At 52.2% G+C, this 17,349-nt stretch carries 19 protein-coding genes and 1 pseudogene; all 20 read right to left on the reverse strand.

What is annotated here, in order from left to right; genetic code table 11:
• Positions 1-169 precede the first annotated feature (169 nt).
• Positions 170-1,912, reverse strand: coding sequence for a thiol reductant ABC exporter subunit CydC (cydC, locus tag J0X21_RS06840; RefSeq protein WP_206811447.1), 1,743 nt, complete (start codon positions 1,910-1,912; stop codon positions 170-172).
• Entirely contained in the window at positions 1,913-3,682 is a 1,770-nt protein-coding gene (gene cydD, locus J0X21_RS06845; protein ID WP_206811448.1) for a thiol reductant ABC exporter subunit CydD, read from the reverse strand.
• 17 nt (positions 3,683-3,699) lie between these two features.
• Positions 3,700-4,704: a cytochrome d ubiquinol oxidase subunit II gene (cydB, locus tag J0X21_RS06850; RefSeq protein ID WP_206811449.1), complete on the reverse strand. Its 1,005-nt coding sequence runs from the start codon at positions 4,702-4,704 to the stop codon at positions 3,700-3,702.
• Positions 4,695-6,074 (reverse strand): cytochrome ubiquinol oxidase subunit I, encoded by a 1,380-nt coding sequence (locus tag J0X21_RS06855; protein WP_206811450.1) that lies wholly within the window; start codon positions 6,072-6,074, stop codon positions 4,695-4,697. Before J0X21_RS06855 ends, cydB begins: the two co-directional genes overlap by 10 nt.
• Positions 6,075-6,297: 223 nt before the next feature.
• Positions 6,298-6,699 (reverse strand): RrF2 family transcriptional regulator, encoded by a 402-nt coding sequence (locus tag J0X21_RS06860; protein WP_206811451.1) that lies wholly within the window; start codon positions 6,697-6,699, stop codon positions 6,298-6,300.
• Positions 6,700-6,826: 127 nt separating this feature from the next.
• The gene (locus J0X21_RS06865; protein WP_206811452.1) at positions 6,827-8,302 is read right to left on the reverse strand and encodes a GGDEF domain-containing protein; all 1,476 of its coding nucleotides are present in this window, start codon (positions 8,300-8,302) and stop codon (positions 6,827-6,829) included.
• A 117-nt stretch (positions 8,303-8,419) separates the two neighbouring features.
• A complete protein-coding gene (locus J0X21_RS16185) occupies positions 8,420-8,608 on the reverse strand; it encodes a helix-turn-helix domain-containing protein (RefSeq protein ID WP_407947632.1) in 189 nt (62 codons plus the stop codon).
• Between the two features lie 218 nt (positions 8,609-8,826).
• The gene (locus J0X21_RS06875; RefSeq protein WP_206811454.1) at positions 8,827-9,096 is read right to left on the reverse strand and encodes a hypothetical protein; all 270 of its coding nucleotides are present in this window, start codon (positions 9,094-9,096) and stop codon (positions 8,827-8,829) included.
• Between the two features lie 68 nt (positions 9,097-9,164).
• Positions 9,165-9,326, reverse strand: coding sequence for a hypothetical protein (locus J0X21_RS06880; protein WP_206811455.1), 162 nt, complete (start codon positions 9,324-9,326; stop codon positions 9,165-9,167).
• On the reverse strand, positions 9,319-9,519 hold the full coding sequence (locus J0X21_RS06885) for a DUF362 domain-containing protein (RefSeq protein WP_206811456.1): 201 nt from the start codon (positions 9,517-9,519) through the stop codon (positions 9,319-9,321). The genes J0X21_RS06880 and J0X21_RS06885 overlap by 8 nt, the downstream gene beginning before the upstream one ends.
• Before the next feature lie 339 nt (positions 9,520-9,858).
• A complete protein-coding gene (locus J0X21_RS06890) occupies positions 9,859-10,053 on the reverse strand; it encodes an FmdB family zinc ribbon protein (protein ID WP_206811457.1) in 195 nt (64 codons plus the stop codon).
• 13 nt (positions 10,054-10,066) lie between these two features.
• The gene (locus J0X21_RS06895; RefSeq protein ID WP_206811458.1) at positions 10,067-11,425 is read right to left on the reverse strand and encodes a radical SAM/SPASM domain-containing protein; all 1,359 of its coding nucleotides are present in this window, start codon (positions 11,423-11,425) and stop codon (positions 10,067-10,069) included.
• 351 nt (positions 11,426-11,776) lie between these two features.
• The gene (locus J0X21_RS06900; protein WP_328812487.1) at positions 11,777-12,418 is read right to left on the reverse strand and encodes a methyltransferase domain-containing protein; all 642 of its coding nucleotides are present in this window, start codon (positions 12,416-12,418) and stop codon (positions 11,777-11,779) included.
• Between the two features lie 219 nt (positions 12,419-12,637).
• Positions 12,638-13,612: an NAD(P)/FAD-dependent oxidoreductase gene (locus J0X21_RS06905; RefSeq protein WP_206811459.1), complete on the reverse strand. Its 975-nt coding sequence runs from the start codon at positions 13,610-13,612 to the stop codon at positions 12,638-12,640.
• 10 nt (positions 13,613-13,622) lie between these two features.
• Positions 13,623-13,769, reverse strand: coding sequence for a hypothetical protein (locus J0X21_RS06910; protein ID WP_206811460.1), 147 nt, complete (start codon positions 13,767-13,769; stop codon positions 13,623-13,625).
• Positions 13,770-13,936: 167 nt separating this feature from the next.
• Positions 13,937-14,914, reverse strand: coding sequence for a thioredoxin-disulfide reductase (gene trxB / locus J0X21_RS06915; protein WP_236006128.1), 978 nt, complete (start codon positions 14,912-14,914; stop codon positions 13,937-13,939).
• An 18-nt stretch (positions 14,915-14,932) separates the two neighbouring features.
• Positions 14,933-15,271 (reverse strand): annotated as a pseudogene (locus tag J0X21_RS15635) (thioredoxin family protein); the annotation flags it as partial.
• 243 nt (positions 15,272-15,514) lie between these two features.
• Positions 15,515-16,381, reverse strand: a complete 867-nt coding sequence (locus tag J0X21_RS06920) for a CoB--CoM heterodisulfide reductase iron-sulfur subunit B family protein (RefSeq protein WP_206811462.1) — start codon at positions 16,379-16,381, stop codon at positions 15,515-15,517.
• Positions 16,378-16,962 (reverse strand): 4Fe-4S dicluster domain-containing protein, encoded by a 585-nt coding sequence (locus J0X21_RS06925; protein WP_206811463.1) that lies wholly within the window; start codon positions 16,960-16,962, stop codon positions 16,378-16,380. Before J0X21_RS06925 ends, J0X21_RS06920 begins: the two co-directional genes overlap by 4 nt.
• Entirely contained in the window at positions 16,934-17,347 is a 414-nt protein-coding gene (locus J0X21_RS06930) for a 4Fe-4S dicluster domain-containing protein (protein ID WP_206811464.1), read from the reverse strand. Before J0X21_RS06930 ends, J0X21_RS06925 begins: the two co-directional genes overlap by 29 nt.
• Positions 17,348-17,349 lie beyond the last annotated feature (2 nt).

Genomic DNA, 17,349 nt, shown 5'->3' on the forward strand with positions numbered 1-17,349 from the left:
TCTTCTCCACTTTCGCAACCAAGACGGCCGGGTCACCCGGCCTTATTTCGTCTTCGTGCACCATAATCTCCCGGCCTGTTACCTCACGTGCCTTCTCAATCACTTCCCGCACGGAGTACCCGCTCCCTGTGCCCACATTGAAAATCCCACTTAGCTCGAGCAGATAATTTTATAGCCCTCTTTCCACCATGCGCCGGTAAAGTCCGTTTTTCTGCCATAGTTCCCCGGGTGTGCCCTCTTCAACCACAGAACCTTCCTGTAAAACCAAGATCCGGTCCGTCTCCGGGAGCCCAAGCACATGGTGCGTGATCATGATGATCGTCTTCCCGGCGAAAAGCTCAAATATTTCCTGTAAGACTGCCTTTTCCTGCTCCGCATCAAGACCGGACGTGGCTTCGTCCAAGACCAGAATCGGGGCATCCCTTAACAGCGCCCGGGCAATGGCCAAGCGCTGGCGCTGCCCACCCGAAAGCTTAAATCCCTCTTCCCCCACATAAGTATCATACCCCTCGGGCAGGCCGGCAATGAACTCATGGAGTTTGGCCTTCATCGCCGCCCGTTCCAATTCGGCCTGATCAGCCGTTAGTTTCGCCAAAAGCAGGTTTTCCCGGATCGTGGCGTGAAAGAGGTGGGTGTCCTGACTCACGACACTGAACAACTTCCGCACCTCATCCGGCGCAAACTCGCGTAAATCCTGGCCGTTTAAGGTAATCCTGCCCCGTTCGTAATCCCAGAAGCGGAGAAGCAGATGGACCATGGTGCTCTTCCCCGCTCCACTGGGGCCGATAAGGGCAATTTTGCTCCCCGGCGGCAACGTACAGCTCACATCCGTTAACACCCAGGGTTGCTCAGGGGCATAGCGAAAATAAAGCTCTTCAAACACAAGGCTGGGAGCGCCCCCAAAAGCATTGATTTTTTTCTGCGCGCCAGCCTCAGATTCGGACCCTTGCCGATCGCTTGCTTCCGCTCCCATAATCTCGGCCAGGCGTTCCGCTGCCGCCTTGCTCTCCCGCAAATGCTGGCCCCACCCCGGAAGGGGCAAGACCGCCTCAAAGGCACTCACGGTACCCAACGCGAGCATGGCCACATAAACGCCATTTAGTTTCCCGCTGCCGACGAGCGGTATGGCCACGACCAGAACACTCCACAGGGCCAAATTCATGAGCAGACCGTTCAGCGCTGAACCAAGACCAACATAGCGGGCTCCTCTGGTTTCCAAGTTCAGGATTTCCCGGTTTAAGAGCCTTAACAAAGCCTGTTGCGCTTCCATTTCCCCATAAACGAGCACATCCCCCAGACCGCGGAAAAGTTCAGCCAAACGGCTCTGGTAAGTGCCTTTCAAAGTGACCAGCCGGCGCGCCGTATTTTGCAGCACGAGGTCCACCAGCAACGGCAAACCCAATCCGGCCAAGAGAAAAAAGAAGATGAACACCCCTGCCAGGCTTGGGGCAAAGAAACTCAGGAACAGGGTGTAGACCACGAGCACGGTCAACGCGACCACAGGAGGCAACAGCACGCGTAAAAAGAAATATTGCTCCCGCTCCACGTCGGCAATAATCCGGCTGAACAAATCTCCGCTGTGGTAAGACAGGAGGCGGGCCGGAGCCAACGGTTCAAGTGCCTTGAAAAAGGCCACCCGTAACCGGGCCAAGCTGCGAAACGTAACGTCATGGGAAAAATAGCGTTCTCCGTAACGCCAAAGCCCGCGGCTGATTCCAAAAAAACGCACCCCGACAATGGCCACCATTAAATCAAGGATTGGCGGGTGCAGCGCTGCCCGGGAAATAAGATAAGCGGAGGTGGCCATAAGGCCGATATTACCGGCCACGGTACAGAAGGCAAAAAAGAGCGCCCCTGAAAGGCCCGGCAGGTTCGGCAGCAGAAGCAGGAGCAGGCGCCGTAAAGCCCCCATCTAAATCCCTCCCCTCGCCTCACGGATCAGGCGGTAGTAGAGAGCCTGGCGGGCATAAAGCTCCTGATGCCGGCCCGCTTCCACGATTTTTCCCCGATCAAGAACAAGAATGCGATCCGCCCCCTCGACGGTGGACAAGCGATGCGCGATAACCAAGACCGTGCGTCCCCGGCACAACTGCGCCAGGGCCTCCTCTATCTGCTCTTCAGCAAAAACATCCAACCCTGCCGTGGGTTCATCCAGGATGAGCAGCGGTGCATTTTTAAGAAAGGCCCGGGCCAGAGCGATCCGTTGGGCCTGACCGCCGCTGAGTCTGACCCCCCCCTCTCCCACCACGGTTTCATACCCTTGAGGGAGTCGGGCAATGAACTCCTCAGCCCCGGCCAGGCGCGCTGCCCGCCTGATCTCCTCCTCCCCGCTCGCTCTATCGCCCAAAGCAATGTTAGCCCGCACACTGGCACTGAACAGAGAAGGATGCTGGGCCACCACCGCCACGTGCCGGTACCATTCGTCCCGGGTTAAACCCGCAAGCGGCCTGCCGTTAATCAGGATTTCCCCGTCAGCGGGCTCCGCATATTTAAGCAAAAGGTTTACAACACTCGATTTCCCGGCCCCGCTCGGACCCACCAAGGCAGTCTTCTGCCCGGAACACAGGGAAAAGCTAACTCGATCTAATGCCAGCGGGCCGGGGCCGCCTTGACTCCCGGAACTCTCCCCGGCGTAGGCGAACGTGACCTGGCGGAATTCCACTTCGATCGAGTCAAGCACGAACGGGGGCTCTTCCCTGCCCTTCCCATCGGCCTGAAGCTTCGGCGATACGGATCCGTCCGCCAGGAGGGCGAAGATTTTTTCCGCCGCATTCACCCCGGACATGGCGGTATGAAAGGAACTTCCCAGTTGACGCAAAGGCAGGTATACTTCCGGGATAATCTGCAGCAGGAAAAAGGCGTCCACAAAGGAAAGGCGGTTTTCCACCAAGCGCAAGCCCAGGGAAACCGCCACCAGTGCCGTGCTGATCGTGGCCAAAAATTCCAGAACCAAAGCGGAAAGAAAAGCCACCCGCAAGACGGCCAGCGTCTCAACCCGAAACTCATCACTGATCCGAGCGATAACCCGGCTTTGGTCGCGGCTGCGGCCAAAGAGCTTCAAGGTCGCCAGACCCTTTAAGACATCCAAAAAATGCCCGCTCATCCGGCTGAGCGTCTGCCACTGCTGTTTAGCTTTGTGATCAGCCATTTTACCGATAAGGATCATGAATAAAGGAATCAAAGGAACGGTCACGAGCACGATGATTCCGGAAACATAATCCACCGGAAAGATGAACAGAAGCAGCGTTAAAGGAACAATAGCCGCCAAAGCCAATTGGGGAAGATAACGGGCAAAATATTCTTCGAGCGCGTCCACCCCGGCGGTCAGGAGATTGAGCAATTCCCCTTCCTTTTCCCCGCGCACGTAAAGCGGACCCAGGGAAACCAAACGGCCAAGCAGACGGCTGCGCAGGGAGTCTTTAACCTGAACAGCCGCCCGCACCGCCCACACGGAACTCAACCATTGCCCGAGAGCCCGCACGATCATGAACAAGAGCGCCAGTTTAAGCCAGGGCCACAGCTGTGCCAAATCTTTTCCGGCCAGAAATACTCCGTCAATCGCCAAAGCCAGATACTTTGCCTGGAAAACCGTGCCCAGGCTTACCAGCCAGCCAAAGCCCAGAGCCCAAGCCAAATACCGCGCTACTCCCCTGGCCACCCCCAGCATTCTCTTGTCCAGCATTTTTCCATCCCCCGGTTTTAATAATGAAGATCTTTTTCCGTCACCCGTTTGCGGAACACCCAATAAGTCCAGCCCTGATACAGGAGGACAATCGGCACCATAATCAAGGCCACAATGGTCATGATCTTTAACGTGTAAGGACTGGAAGAAGCGTTATAGATGGTCAGACTCCAGGCCGGGTTCAGGTTGGAGATCATGACTTGGGGGAACAATCCGGCAAAAACGGCGGCGGTGAGCGTCAGGATCGTCCCGGCGTTAAACCCGAAAGCCCAGCCAGCCCGTCCCTGTTTGAGGAACAGATAGGCCAAGAGGAGGGTCAGGAAAGCGAGAACCAGAAAGACCACGGCGACCGGCTTCGTAAACAAAGCGGTTTGGAAGAAGGTCAGAACCGCCAACAGAGCCACCAACAGGATCGTGACCAACCCGGCCGTTGATGCTGCCCCTTGCGCTCTGCGGGCTATATCCCCTTCCGTCTTCAAGGCCAGGTAGAGCGCACCGTGCCAGATGAAGAGAACCAAAAACACCAGCCCGCCCACCAGCGTGTAGGGGGACAAAAGGTCGAAGAACGAGCCGGCATACTGCATTTGGGCGTTAATGGGCACCCCGCGCAACAGATTGGCTACCGCCACACCCCAGAGCAAAGCGGAAAGGAAACTCCCCAAAAAGAGCAGGCGGTCCCACAGAGTGCGCCAGGCCGGGCTGCGGTCACTGCTGCGAAACTCAAACGCCACTCCCCGCACAATTAGGGCGAACAAAATGAGGAAAAGCGCCAGATAAAAACCGCTGAAAAGGGTTGCATACCAGTTGGGGAAGGCCGCGAACATCGCACCGCCGGCGGTGATTAACCACACTTCGTTCCCATCCCAGACCGGTCCAATCGTGTTGATCAGCACCCGCCGCTCCGTCTCATTCTTGCCTAAGAAAGGAAGTAAGATCCCGACTCCGTAATCAAACCCTTCCAAGAAGAAAAAGCCGGCAAACAAGATCGCAATCAGGATGAACCACAAACTATTTAAGTCCATAAGGACGCCCCCTTTCCTGAAGTTCCCGGTGCTTGATTCAGCACGCTATCCTCCGGTCCCGCTTTAATGAATTTAACCAGCAGGTAGACATCGGCAATGGCTAATACACCGTAAATCAAGGTAAATCCGATTAACGTGGTCAGAACCGCTCCACCGGAGACGACCGGAGAAACTGCGGAAGCAGTTTTTTGCAAACCGTACACAATCCAGGGTTGACGCCCCACCTCAGCCAAATACCAACCGGCGATATTGGCGATATAAGGCACGGCAATCGTCCACAGGAGCACTTTCAGAAAGCCCCGGCGCTGTTCCAGATCGCGTTTGCGCCAATAGTACCAGCCCAGGAGCAGCATCAGGAGCAGCCAGCCCCCAGCTAAGATCATAAGACGAAAACTCCAGAAAAGAGAGGTTACCGGTGGAATATAATTGCCCGGCCCGTATTTTGCCACATCGGCCGCCTGTAAATCCTTGATTCCCTGGACCTCCTGGCTGCCGGAAATAAAGCTTAAAAGCCCGGGAATTTTTAGGGTAAAAGTATTTGTTTGCTTTTGTTCGTCAATTCCGGCAACCACGTTGAAACCGGCCGGGCTTTCGGTTTCCCAATGAGCCTCTGCCGCCGCCATTTTCATTGGCTGGGTCTGAACCAGATGCACCCCTTGGAAATGCCCGATGCCCAGAAGCAAAACCGCCGTAATTACGCCGAAGGTGAGCGCCAGTTTAACCGAACGCCGAAAAAGCTCCAGGTGGTTTTGGCGCAACAAGTGGTAAGCACTCACACCCAAGATAAAGAAGGACGCCGTCACATACCCGCTTAAGATGGTGTGGGGAAATTGATACAGGACATGGGGATTGGTCAGCAATGCGCCGAAGTCCGTCATTTCCGCCCGGCCATTGCGCAATACGTAACCAACCGGCTGCTGCATAAAGGAATTCGCAATTAAAATCCACAGGGCGGAAATATTGCTGGCTAAGGCCACCAACCAAATAAAGAGCGCGTGCAATTTCGGAGAAAACCGCTCCCACCCGAAAATCCACAGTCCCAAAAACGTCGACTCGATAAAGAAGGCCAGCAGCGCTTCCACCGCCAAAGGAGCCCCAAAAATATCCCCCACAAAGCGGGAATATTCCGACCAATTCATGCCGAATTGAAATTCCTGAACCAGCCCGGTAACCACACCCATGGCAAAATTAATGAGGAAGAGCTTGCCCCAAAACTTAGTCATTTTTTTGTACGCTTCATTCCCCGAACGAACATACATTGTTTCCATGATTGCAACCAAGATGGACAAACCCAAGGTTAACGGAACAAATAGAAAATGATAGCTTGACGTCACGGCAAACTGTAGCCTGGAAAGCAATAAACCATCCATAAATTCCCCTCCATTCAGATGAATTTCCTACTGTTTTGACAGAAATCCCGCCGGTTCAAACTGCCCTCCTTCCCGTGGCGGTACTCAGTGCTGGATTTGGTACAATTCTTGCTGCATCTGAGCCTGAACCCTGGAATTATGTACCCCTACACTTCTTCTATGAATAAGAAGTGTAAAAGTATACTCATTGGGTATAGTATTAAGCAAAAATTTTTTCCCTACCCTAGATAAGATCAGCCACCGCGTAACTTTGGAAATCGCGCCGCAGCCTGTTCTGAATTTGGGCCAGCGCCGCATGAATCTCACAGGTCGCCGACCCGTTTTTGCTGCACAAATCGGGCCTGATCAAGCAGCGGTTCAGCTCAATCGGACCCTCGACCGCCTCCAGGATATCCAGCAAGGTTATGTCCCGAGGATCTTTGGCTAAAGCGTACCCCCCTCCAACCCCCCGCACGGATGTGACGATCCCCGCTTTAATCAAAGAAGGCATAATTTTCAGGAGATAACGCATGGGAATTACTTCACTTTTAGCAATATCCTGAGCCATCACCAAGTGACTATCCCATTGCTTCGCTAAAAAGAGCACCGTCCGGAAAGCGTAGTCTGTTGCTTGATTGATTTTCACGGGCCACCCCTATTGTTTACCCAATGAGTAAAGTTTTACTGGTCACCTTAGATTATAATTATTTCAATTATTTCTGTCAACATACCTGGGTTGAATTTTTGTGATGGATTGGGTATTGATTTTCCTATTAAACTCTCTCCAAGCCGCAGATTCTGTGGCGTCCCTGCTGTTTTGCCTGATACAAGGCCTCATCAGCTTTCTGGTAGAGCGAACGGAAATCCGTATTTTCTGGAAAACGGGCGACCCCGGCACTCAGGCCAAGGTCAATGCCAAGCTTCGGCAACGAGGCTTCCACCTCCGCCAGCCAGGCTCGCACCCGGTCATAACTCACCTGAGATTCTTCCCAACGGGCAAAGACAACCACGAATTCATCCCCGCCTAAGCGCGCCACCAGATCATGCACCCTGACATGATGCGCCAGGGCTGACCCAATTTTGATCAGAAGCTGGTCCCCGGCGGGATGCCCCAAGGTATCATTTACCTGCTTAAAATGATCCAGATCCAAAACAATAAAGAGAAGTTGCTCTTGAGCCCTGGCCGCGCGGGAACACTCGGCTTCCAGACGTTCTTCCAAACCCGTGCGGTTTAAGAGCCCTGTCAAAGGATCATGGGTAGCCAGGCGTTCCAACGTAGAACGGTGCCGCAAAGTCTCCAGCGCAACCGAGATCTGCAGCACGAAGGTATTCAATGTATCTTTGTCCAGCCCATCCAATTCGTTTCTCTGATGCAGAAGGCGCAGTTCCCCGATGACCGCACCATTGCTGAAGAGCGGGTACTTGGTAAACAACATGTCTTCCGGCATCTCTCCCAACCCTTTGCGGCACACCATGTCAAAATAAGGGCATTCCCGGCATTCCCCTTCCAGGGACTCCCCCTCAAAATCACAATATCGGCCTTTCTGTTGGGCAACCCTGACCCGATCCAGGCTCAGATCGACATCTTTTAAGCGGCCAAACCCGCGAAACCAAATCTTGTCATGATCCAGAGCGTCCTCAACGATAAACAGCCCTTTGTCGACATTCAGAATCCCCATCGCCATCTCGCCCGCTTCGCTGAAAAGCTTAGCTTCATTGGCCACATTATTAAGTATATTGCTCCCACCAAGGAGTAAGTTCAAAGAAGCCTGCTGGCGCAAATAACGCTTGCGTTCTTGCTCCCGTTCAATATGGAGCGCCAAAAGCCAGGAAAAATGCTCCACCCAACGGTTCATTTCCGCCTGTTCCGCCGGATTCTGGTCCGATAACAGCACGAGGCAGGTGCCGAGCAAGAAACGGGTTCGGCGCTGGCGCAACGGAAAAGCAGAAAGGAGCCCTTCTTCATCCAGGGAGACAGCCAGTTTCGCGCCCTCGGAATCCGCAGCGGAGAACCGTGGCAGCAGGCCTTGGACTACCCCTTCCAGCTCCGGATTCCGTTCCCCCTGCCAATCCGCTTCTCGCCAGCCTTCCTCTTCCTTAAGCCAAATACCCGCCATCTTGGGCGAGTAACGGTAGCATAAACCCTTAAGAAATTCCCTCAACCCTTCCAATAGATCCGCACTCTCGTTGATCTGTCTGACCAAGTCCCAACTCCACTCGGCCTTGTGCGCAGCCTTGGCCATTGGCATGTCCTGACCCCCATCCCGCAATCATTTACCCTGAAATATTCGATGAATTTCGATTAATTCCTTGTTGGTATGAAATGTTTTAAGAGTGGCCACCTTCGCCAAAGAATAATGGAGGCATCACCAAGCGTGACCGAATGTCTCTAAGCTAGGGTTCTTTTCACCCCATTCGACCTGACCTATGTATGACTCGTTAATTTCGGCAGCCTCTGCAAGTTGTTCATGCGTAAGTCTATACTTCGTCCTTTCTTCTCTGATTCGCTGACCCAAATGTTTAAATACCATCTTCATAACCCCTTCCAATTCCATTATATGGTATAGTCATACTAACATCTTGGAAGCTGAGAACGGCTTTGTTTTCCTCCCGAAGAACTTGAAAAGATCATTACGAATTTTTTAGGCCCAGATTCTTCCGACCTTTTCTCAACTTAGAAAGTACTGCTACTTAACTGCTCACAAAAATCCGATTCAAACCAAAAAGCGACAGCCTAAAGGCTGTCGTATTTAATAAATATAAATAATCTCCCTCATTTAAACAGCCTATTCAAGACCACCAACAGTCTTCCGACCTCATCCGTGACCTGGCCTGCTGATGAGAGCAGGCATTCCCTGCTGTAGCGCTCGAAGACGAGCTTTTCCAATTCATCCAAGCAGGTCCGGACGACAGCAGCTTCCTGGATGACGGATAAGCTGTCCTGGTCAGCTTCTACCTGCTCACGCAGGCTGAACACCCGACTGTAAATTTCTTCGATCTTGGCAAGCAGGCGCAGCTTCTGTTCATCTGCCGGAATTTCCACTTGGATCCCTCCTTTTTCAGAGGATCGTACCAGTGCCGGTACCGGCACAGAAAGGGTTAGCCAAAGTTTTATTTGAGCAGCTCCTTCAGGCGGTCCCGCTCTTCTTCCAGGTCATCGCGTTTGAAGATCATATCCGGTTTTACGGAGTGAGCCGGCCAGCGTGCGATCAGATCCGCCAGTTCTGTTTCTACTTGCTGCAGTTGTTTTTCGAGTGATTCGCGGTCATCCATTGGCCTGAGCCTCCTTATCCGCACGGAAAGTAATGGCTCCATGCATGCATACTTCCATGCACTCTTCACATTCCACACATAATTCCGGTTGAACGACCGGTTGGGGGCCTACCATTTTAATCGCTTCATTGGGGCAGGCGTTGAGGCAACGCTTACAGCTGCGGCACAGTTTCTCTAAAATATAGGCGGACATGTTATCACTCCGTTTCAGTAGTCATTCAGTAGTCAGTATTCAGGAGTCAGACTTCCATGCTGCTACGCAGCACCACTGATGAATGTAACAGGCAAGCTACCTTGCGGAGCGAACCGTAGAGCAGAGGAGCGTCGTGAGCGCAGTCGACGAAGCGTGAAGCCGCGCCACGGTTCACTCCAGGTATTACCCAAAGGTTTGGCGCGGTAGCGAGTCGACAAGCGAGCAGCTCCGGCGCGTGGTGAGCGGGCAAGGTAGCTTGCCGGCATGTTACAGGGCAGGAGTCAGAATTTTGGTAGGATATTTATCCCGGAAACACCCGGTTTCCATTTAACAGCCTGCTCAGCCAAAGCTTACTCTGCCGGCGGAGGAACTGCTGCCTCCGCTCTTGCTGCCGCCAATGGTGACCGCGGTAAAGCGGGTGCCGACTTTGTCGCTGTCACACTGCGGGCAGCGCTGCTTGTCCCGCTGGCTGATGCTGCAGAATACAGAGAATTTATGGCCGCATTCCTGGCAAATCAAGTCATAACTCGGCATGCGTACACACCTCCTAGTATCCCATCTTGAGTAATTCATCTCCATAGTATTTAAGGCCCAAGGTTAGAATCTCTTTAATCGGCCGGCAATCCGGACTCTGGATTTGTCCGGTCTTAGTCTTGGCCACCGCGCCGCAGCCGCCGCCGCAGATCAGACTGACATCGCAGTCCTGGCATTTAGGAATCGTAAGCACGCTCCGCTCCTGCCACTCGCGCACATCCCGCTGACGCACACGGTAGTCGGGATAAAAGGTTCCGAGCTTATACTCATCTTGCCCGGTGGTTGCCGTACAGCCGTAAATGTCCCCGTAAAGGTCGAAGACCCACTCCGTTTTGCAGGCCGGGCAGGTGTCATAGCTTGGAAGATAAAGTTCCCCGGTCTGGACCAAGTGATGAATTCCTTTGAACTCGGGCTGGTGCAGTTTCTTTAGAATCGGGTATTTCTCTGCCAGCTCTACAAACATCGCCCAGTGCTCCGCTTGATCCAAGAGGTGCTGGGGTGCGGCATAGCATTCGAAGAGCTCGTAATTGCGCCCAATCTGCGTTTTGAAACGCTGGACCGGGAGATCCAGCCAGCCGCGCTTATCTAAGTCTTCGGCTAAAGTCACTAAATCTTCATAATTGCTTTTATCCACAACCATGCGCAGATTGATGGGGATCTGACGCTTAACTGCTTCCGTAACTCCGAGCATAATGCGCTCATAGGTGCCTTTGCCGTTGGCGGTGGAGCGGCGGACATCATGAACCGCCTGCGGCCCGTCCAGGGTAATCTGGATTTCTTTGACTTCAGCTTGCTCCAAAATATCGAGGTAATCGATCAAATCATAGCCGTTGGTCACGGCAGAAATAGCGTACCCGCCCTTGGCGGCTTTTTTCACGATATAATCTATAACGTCCTTCTGGCGTTCGGAGGCAATGAGAGCTTCCCCGCCAAACAGGGTGATGAACGGTTTTTTATTGGGGAACTGCTTCTTTAAGTGGTCAAAGAACACATCCACGACTTCTTTGCTCATAAGCTGGGTTTTCTGCTTAATTCCATTCTGATAGCAATAGGCACAGGCCAGATTGCAGCCGTACGTCGGTACAAGCAGCACCTGAGGCGCACTCTCCTGCAAAGCCTCCTGAAATTCGGGCCAACGCTGGTGCAGGCGGTCTTCCTCTTCTTTGGGAGAGTGATACATATACCCCCGCTGCAGGAGATAGTCCAAAAATTCTTTATCCTCTACAGGGTTGCCCTGCTGCAAAGCGCTTAATTTCTCATACTCCGGCTGCTGAACCAAATCGAACGCACCCGAGAGAGAATTCATGATTGCATACGGAAACCGGGGATTTTCTTTCATCGGAAGAATTAAATTGTAACGGCTAAAATGCATGTACCCCATCTCCTACATAGTGTAGTCAGTATTCAGGGCAGAATTCAGGAGCCCTGGTTTCCTGACTTTATTCTTCTAAAAAATGAAATTAGGCAAAGGAGCTTGCCGGATCATTTCAGAGTTGTTTCAAAAGAAGCTTACTTCAGATGGAGCTCGAACTCCATCTGAAGCGTAGTCAACTTATCCAGGACCATTAACCAAACGTCAAATAATGTTCTAATTCTAGGACTTATCACCCCTGGATTAGTCGTGGCATCCCGCAACGATCTGCGAAGATTTGGAGCAGCACTGAGCGACATTAAGTGCGAGACTGGTGCAGCAAGCAGAAGATGTTTGTGTGAGTGGACGCATCTATTGATTCACCCCCTTTCGTTCAAGCGGCTTGACGCCTTGAAACGTACGGCTTATCATTTCATACCCGTTTTTCAGGTAACGCCGTTCCTTATAAATATCAATCTCAGGAAAACCGGCCGCAGCTAAGGCTTCTTCATATTCCCGGACCGTGATGGCCCCGCCGAAGCAGGCAGCGATCGCATCCGGATCTTCCTTAATTTCCTGGGGCAAGGGGTTGTCAGTCATAATATCGGAGACGACAAAGCGTCCACCGGGTTTAAGTACGCGGAATATTTCATGATAAACTTTGAGCTTGTCAGGGGCGTGGTTAATGGCGCAGTTGCTTAAGACCGCGTCCAGGGAAGCGTCAGGCAGAGGAATCTGCTCCATTGACCCCTGGACGAATTCTATATTATAAATATTCTCTGTGAGAGCGCGTTCCCGAGCCAGGTCAAGCATACGCGGGGTCAGGTCCAGACCCCAGACAAAGCCTTCTGTGCCAACGGCTGCAGCAGCCAGCAAAGTTTCCCCGCCGCGTCCGCATCCTAAATCAAGCACTTTTTCCCCGGGTTTTAGGTTTAAGTGGACAATGTTCCCGCCACAGCTCAAATTCGTGTTGTTATCTTCATTGCTATAACGGGTAATTATCCGGCTCATCACAACGCTCAAACTCGTTTCCTCCACTCCGTTGTCTCTCTATCTAACCCCAACCCCCATAGGGTATGTGCTCAATCCTGAGAACTATTTTACGTGAAAGACTTATATACGTCAATGATAGACTTGGAAATTCTCAAGTAATTTTGCCTAATTTTTGCGACGGTAGTTTTCTGAACATGATCGATATAAATGATTAATCCACATTTGATTTAATAACCGGTCTCAATGGAGTAGAAGCTGGGGTACCGGAATCTCCGGCGTTTGAGGGTCAGGGGGCTGGGCTCCCGTAGCTCTCAGCGCTGCATTTGCACTCTCATCCCGTTCCAGGGCATCCAGATACTTAATTGCCTGGAGAGCGGCAGTGCCTCCTTCTCCGGCAGCTTTTACGAGTTGATAAGGCTGGCCGGTGCAGTCTCCGGCTGCAAATAGTCCCGGGATGTTGGTCTCAAGCTTGTGGTTAACCGCGATGGCCCCATCATTGAGCGTTATCCCTGAAACCAGCTGTTCAGCGGGGACGCTTTCTCTGAGGATAAAGACGCCGTCGGCTTCCAATCTCTCACTGTTTATGAGTACTCCTTCGACACCGTTAGTACCGAGAATTTCACTGACTTTCCCCTGTCTTACTTCGACTCGGGGATTAATTCTCACAATATCAGAATAGTAGGGAATGTAAAAAACATGTGAGCAAATATCTGCCATGAAATTCGCTTCAGCTTCTCCTTCGGCACTATAGGAAATAATGATCACGCTTTTGCCTTTATAAAGCGGACCGTCACAGGTAGCGCAATAGCCCAGGCCTTTTCCTAAAAGCTCGGATTCCCGCTTGAATAGTTTCTGGGTGGAGACTCCGGTTGCCAAAATGACTGCATCCGCTTCCAATGACTTGTCTTTCCCGACCAAGGTAAATGGGGGACCGGGATAAATGTTAGTCACTTTAAGAGGAACGATCTGTATCCCCAAGTGCCGCAGATGTTCAAAAAAGCGCAAGCGCAGTTCTTCACCTTTGATTCCGGGAAAACCGAGGAAATTATCTACTTGGGGGGCCTTCGCCAGTTTGGGGCTGCATTCCTCCGTACCTAAGAGGACAAAGTCCCTGTTGCGGATTTTGGCGTTGAGGGCGGCAGACATTCCTGCCGGCCCACAACCCACAATTGCCAGTTCGTAGTGTTTCTTAAGCTCCAATAGATCCGCTGTCATTCCAACCACCTCAACGGATCTTTGCCAGGACGGCATCGATCTTTTGGCATTCTGGGCAGCCTTTAATCGGCCCGCCTTCGTCACAGGTATTGCGGCAGTTGTTCAGGGACTTGCGGATTACTTCAAGTTCATCTTCACTAAAATCAATGATTGGCATGGGGAAAACCTCCTTGTTAAAAGTTAGGGTTCATCACAGAGAGTTTTCCCCATTTCTAAAGTATTCATAGCTAGATCAGTCGTTTTTTAGAACTTTGGGCTATTTGATAACGCGTACTTCATCATATGCCTAGGCTTAGTTCTAAGGTAAGAGTTAGTACATCTGCTCTAATGGCTCTTGCGGCTCGCCAGAAAGCGTTCGGCATTTACAGCTGCCACAGCCCCGTCTCCGACGGCGGTCGCTACTTGTCTTACTGTCTTGCTGCGCACGTCACCGGCCACAAAGACTCCCGGGATATCCGTACGCATCTCATCATCGGCAACCACATAACCCCAATCGTTGATTTTCAGTTGGTCCTTAAACAGATCCGTGCGCGGCTGCATCCCGATATAGACGAAAGCCCCGTTGGCATGGACGACCGTTCGCTCATGGGTTTTTACATTCTCAATCTCGATTCCGGTGAGATGCCCGTTGCCTACAATCCTGCGCGGCTCAGAATCCCAGATCACGCTAATCTTTGGATTAGCTGCGGCTTCTTCCTGAGCGGTTTTCGATGCTTGGAAGTGGTCAAACTGGTGTACGATGGTCACATGCTTGGCGTATTTAGTCAGGAAACCCGCTTCCTCAACCGCTGAGTTACCGCCGCCGACGACGATGACATTATCGGCATCTTGGTACATCGCTCCGTCACAGGTGGCACAGTAATGGACTCCTTTGCCGCGGTATTCCGGTTCTCCGTCGGCCGGCAGGCGGCGGGATTCAGCCCCGGTGGCAATGATAATGACGGGAGCGTTATAGTCCGCATCTATCGTGCTGATTTGTTTCATATCGCCCTGCAGATCCACGCTTACAACCTCTTTAAGGTCATGGATGTCTGCGCCAAAGCTCTTTGCCTGCTCAATCATGTTCTGCATTAAGTCCTTGCCGCCCACAGTCCCATTGGTACCAGGGAAGTTGGCGATGTGGAAGGTGGTCGCAGCTTGACCGCCGGCCAACCCTTGCTCCACCACGATGGTCTTAAGCCGGGAGCGGGAGGCGTAAATGGCTGCGGTCAGTCCGGCCGGGCCGCCGCCTAGGATGAGGACGTCCGCTTGGTAATGTTCTTTCTCCACCTGTTCACTCTCGATTCCCAGGAACTTCTCCATGGCGATCCGCATTTGAGACAGGCTTATATATCCGGTCAGGCGTTCCCCCACTTCCTTGCCGTTTTCAAAGAAGAGAACGGTCGGGCTCCCTTTGACACCCAGGCGCTCAGCCAGGGGGCGGTTGGCTTGGCGCATCATTTTGACGAATTTAACCTGCGGAAATTTAGCCGCCATACGCTCATAAATAGGGGCTAGTTGGTCGCAGGGAGGACAATCTTCTGAAAAGAAGTCTAAGACGAGATAGCCCTTTTGGCTTTGAAGCTCCTTTTCAAGTTCATCCATTGTCAGGTATAAGATTCGTTCACTCATATTTTTCGCTCTCCTTTGTTCTTTATCTGACATTTTAGTTTGACCCATAAAGATTTAACATATTTACGAAGGTATGGATGGGAAATTTGTGCTCTTTTATTCCCCCCCTATACCCCCTTGGGGTATTACACGTTTTCAATATATGCGATTCGCTTTCTTTTGTCAACGGTTTAAGGTTATTTTTTTCTGCTACAGAAGAAATTTTTCCTCAACGGGCTTTGAAAATGCGAAAGAGGGGGGACTATCCCTCCTCTCAGGTAATCTTCTTAAGATATTTCGTTAGGAATAAACTTAGCTGATCTTCGCCTGTACCGGGGCGGTGCTGACCACGTGCTTCCCGACTCCCAGCTGGGACGAAGGAATACCAAGGGCCATGCCGACGATTTCCGTAAGGTACATAACCGGGACTTTAGTGTCTCTGCCGGTAGCTTTGGCAACGGCACCCTGACGCAGGTCAAGATTGGACATACACATCGGGCAGGCGGTAGCGATGGTGTCCGCTCCGGCGTCTTTAGCCTGGTGCACAATGCGCCCGCTTAAGTCAACCACGACTTCGAGCCGGGTCAGGACGTGGGCCGCGCCGCAGCAGTCCGTTTTCCCGCCCCAGGACACAACGTCTGCGCCTAAGGCCTCTAACAGCTGATCCATGCTGGTCGGATTGGTCGGGTGGTCAAATTGGGTAATTTTAGCCGGACGGGTGAGCATGCAGCCGTAATAGGGCGCAATTTTCAACCCTTTGAGCGGCTTCTTGACTTTCTTGGCAATGGCGTCAATCCCGATGCGGTCTACTAACAGTTCCAGAATATTCAGGACATGCACGGAGTTATTCAGCTTCATCTCAATTACTTTTTCTACTTTTTGCTTGGTCTCAGGCTGGGCTTTGCATTCAATTTCTGCCGTGCGCAGGTGGTTGAAGCAGGCGGCACAAGGAGCCATGATATCCTTCATTCCGGCTTTTTCCGCCTGGGCCAGGTTGCGGGCAGGCAGGGCCAAGGCCAGGAGATGATCGGTCTGGTGCGCCGGAGTCGAGCCGCAGCAGTTCCAGTCCGGAACCTCTTCCAACTGGACTCCGAGCGTGTTCATGACCGCCTTGGTGGAGGCGTCATAGTTTTTGGCCGTGGAATGGAGGGAACATCCGGGAAAATATCCTGTTTTCATTTGGCATGCCCTCCTTGCATTTTCTCAACGTTTTCGAAAATCTTGGCCACATGGGCTTGCCCCTGAATCTTATGCGAAAGCATGTCTCCTACGCCCATGATTCCTTTCAGAAACATCGGGGGACCGATCGGGATTAGGGTAGCCACGTCTTTTACCAGTTGTCCCTGGCTGAACATATTTTTCACCATCAGGTTTACTTCGTGCATGCGGCCAAGGTTGCGCACTTCCCCAAGGAAAATGCTGTTCATCTTGGGGATTTTTTTCTCATTGGTCTTATACCCTTCTTCTTTGGCCATTTCTCTAAGGACATTCATAACCTCGTACAGCTCAAATCCGGCCGGACATTGCGCGCCGCATGTTCCGCACTGGATGCACATTTGAATCGCTTTACTCGACAGCAGTTGGTCTTTCATGCCGTATACGATCATTTCCAAAATAGAGTTTGGGGCATAGTCCATCACGCGTGAAAACGGACAACCACCGGAACATTTGCTGCACTGGTAGCATTCCTGAACTTTCTGGCCGCTGCGGGCCTCCACTTCCTCCAGGAAACTATGCTTCTCCCCTAAAAATACTTTCACTCGCTTCACCCTCTCCTCGGTGTTTCGCACAGTGTTCAAACTTATGATAAACCAATGACGGCTGCTGGTACTTCGGCTCAATGCCGCGGGCTAACGCTTCCTCTCTTAAGACAGCATTGATTTCGTTTAACGGAAGCCCCACCGGACAAACGGCCTGGCAGCCGGTGCAGTTTTTGCCGCAAAGCCAGATCGTGCGGCTGTTTAATACTTTGTCATCCTGACAGTCCAAAAGGGATTCAACCACTTGGCGCGGGGTCAGGTCAAATTCTTCCGTATGGGCACACCCGCCGCCGCATTTTGAGCACTGGAGGCAGGCAGTCAGCGACTTATGGATTGCCTGTTCAACTGTTGTACGCACTCCGTCTTCCACAATCCGTAAACGCATAT

It is taken from the genome of Paradesulfitobacterium ferrireducens (assembly GCF_017310645.1).
Classification (GTDB): Bacteria; Bacillota; Desulfitobacteriia; order Desulfitobacteriales; family Desulfitobacteriaceae; genus Paradesulfitobacterium; species Paradesulfitobacterium ferrireducens.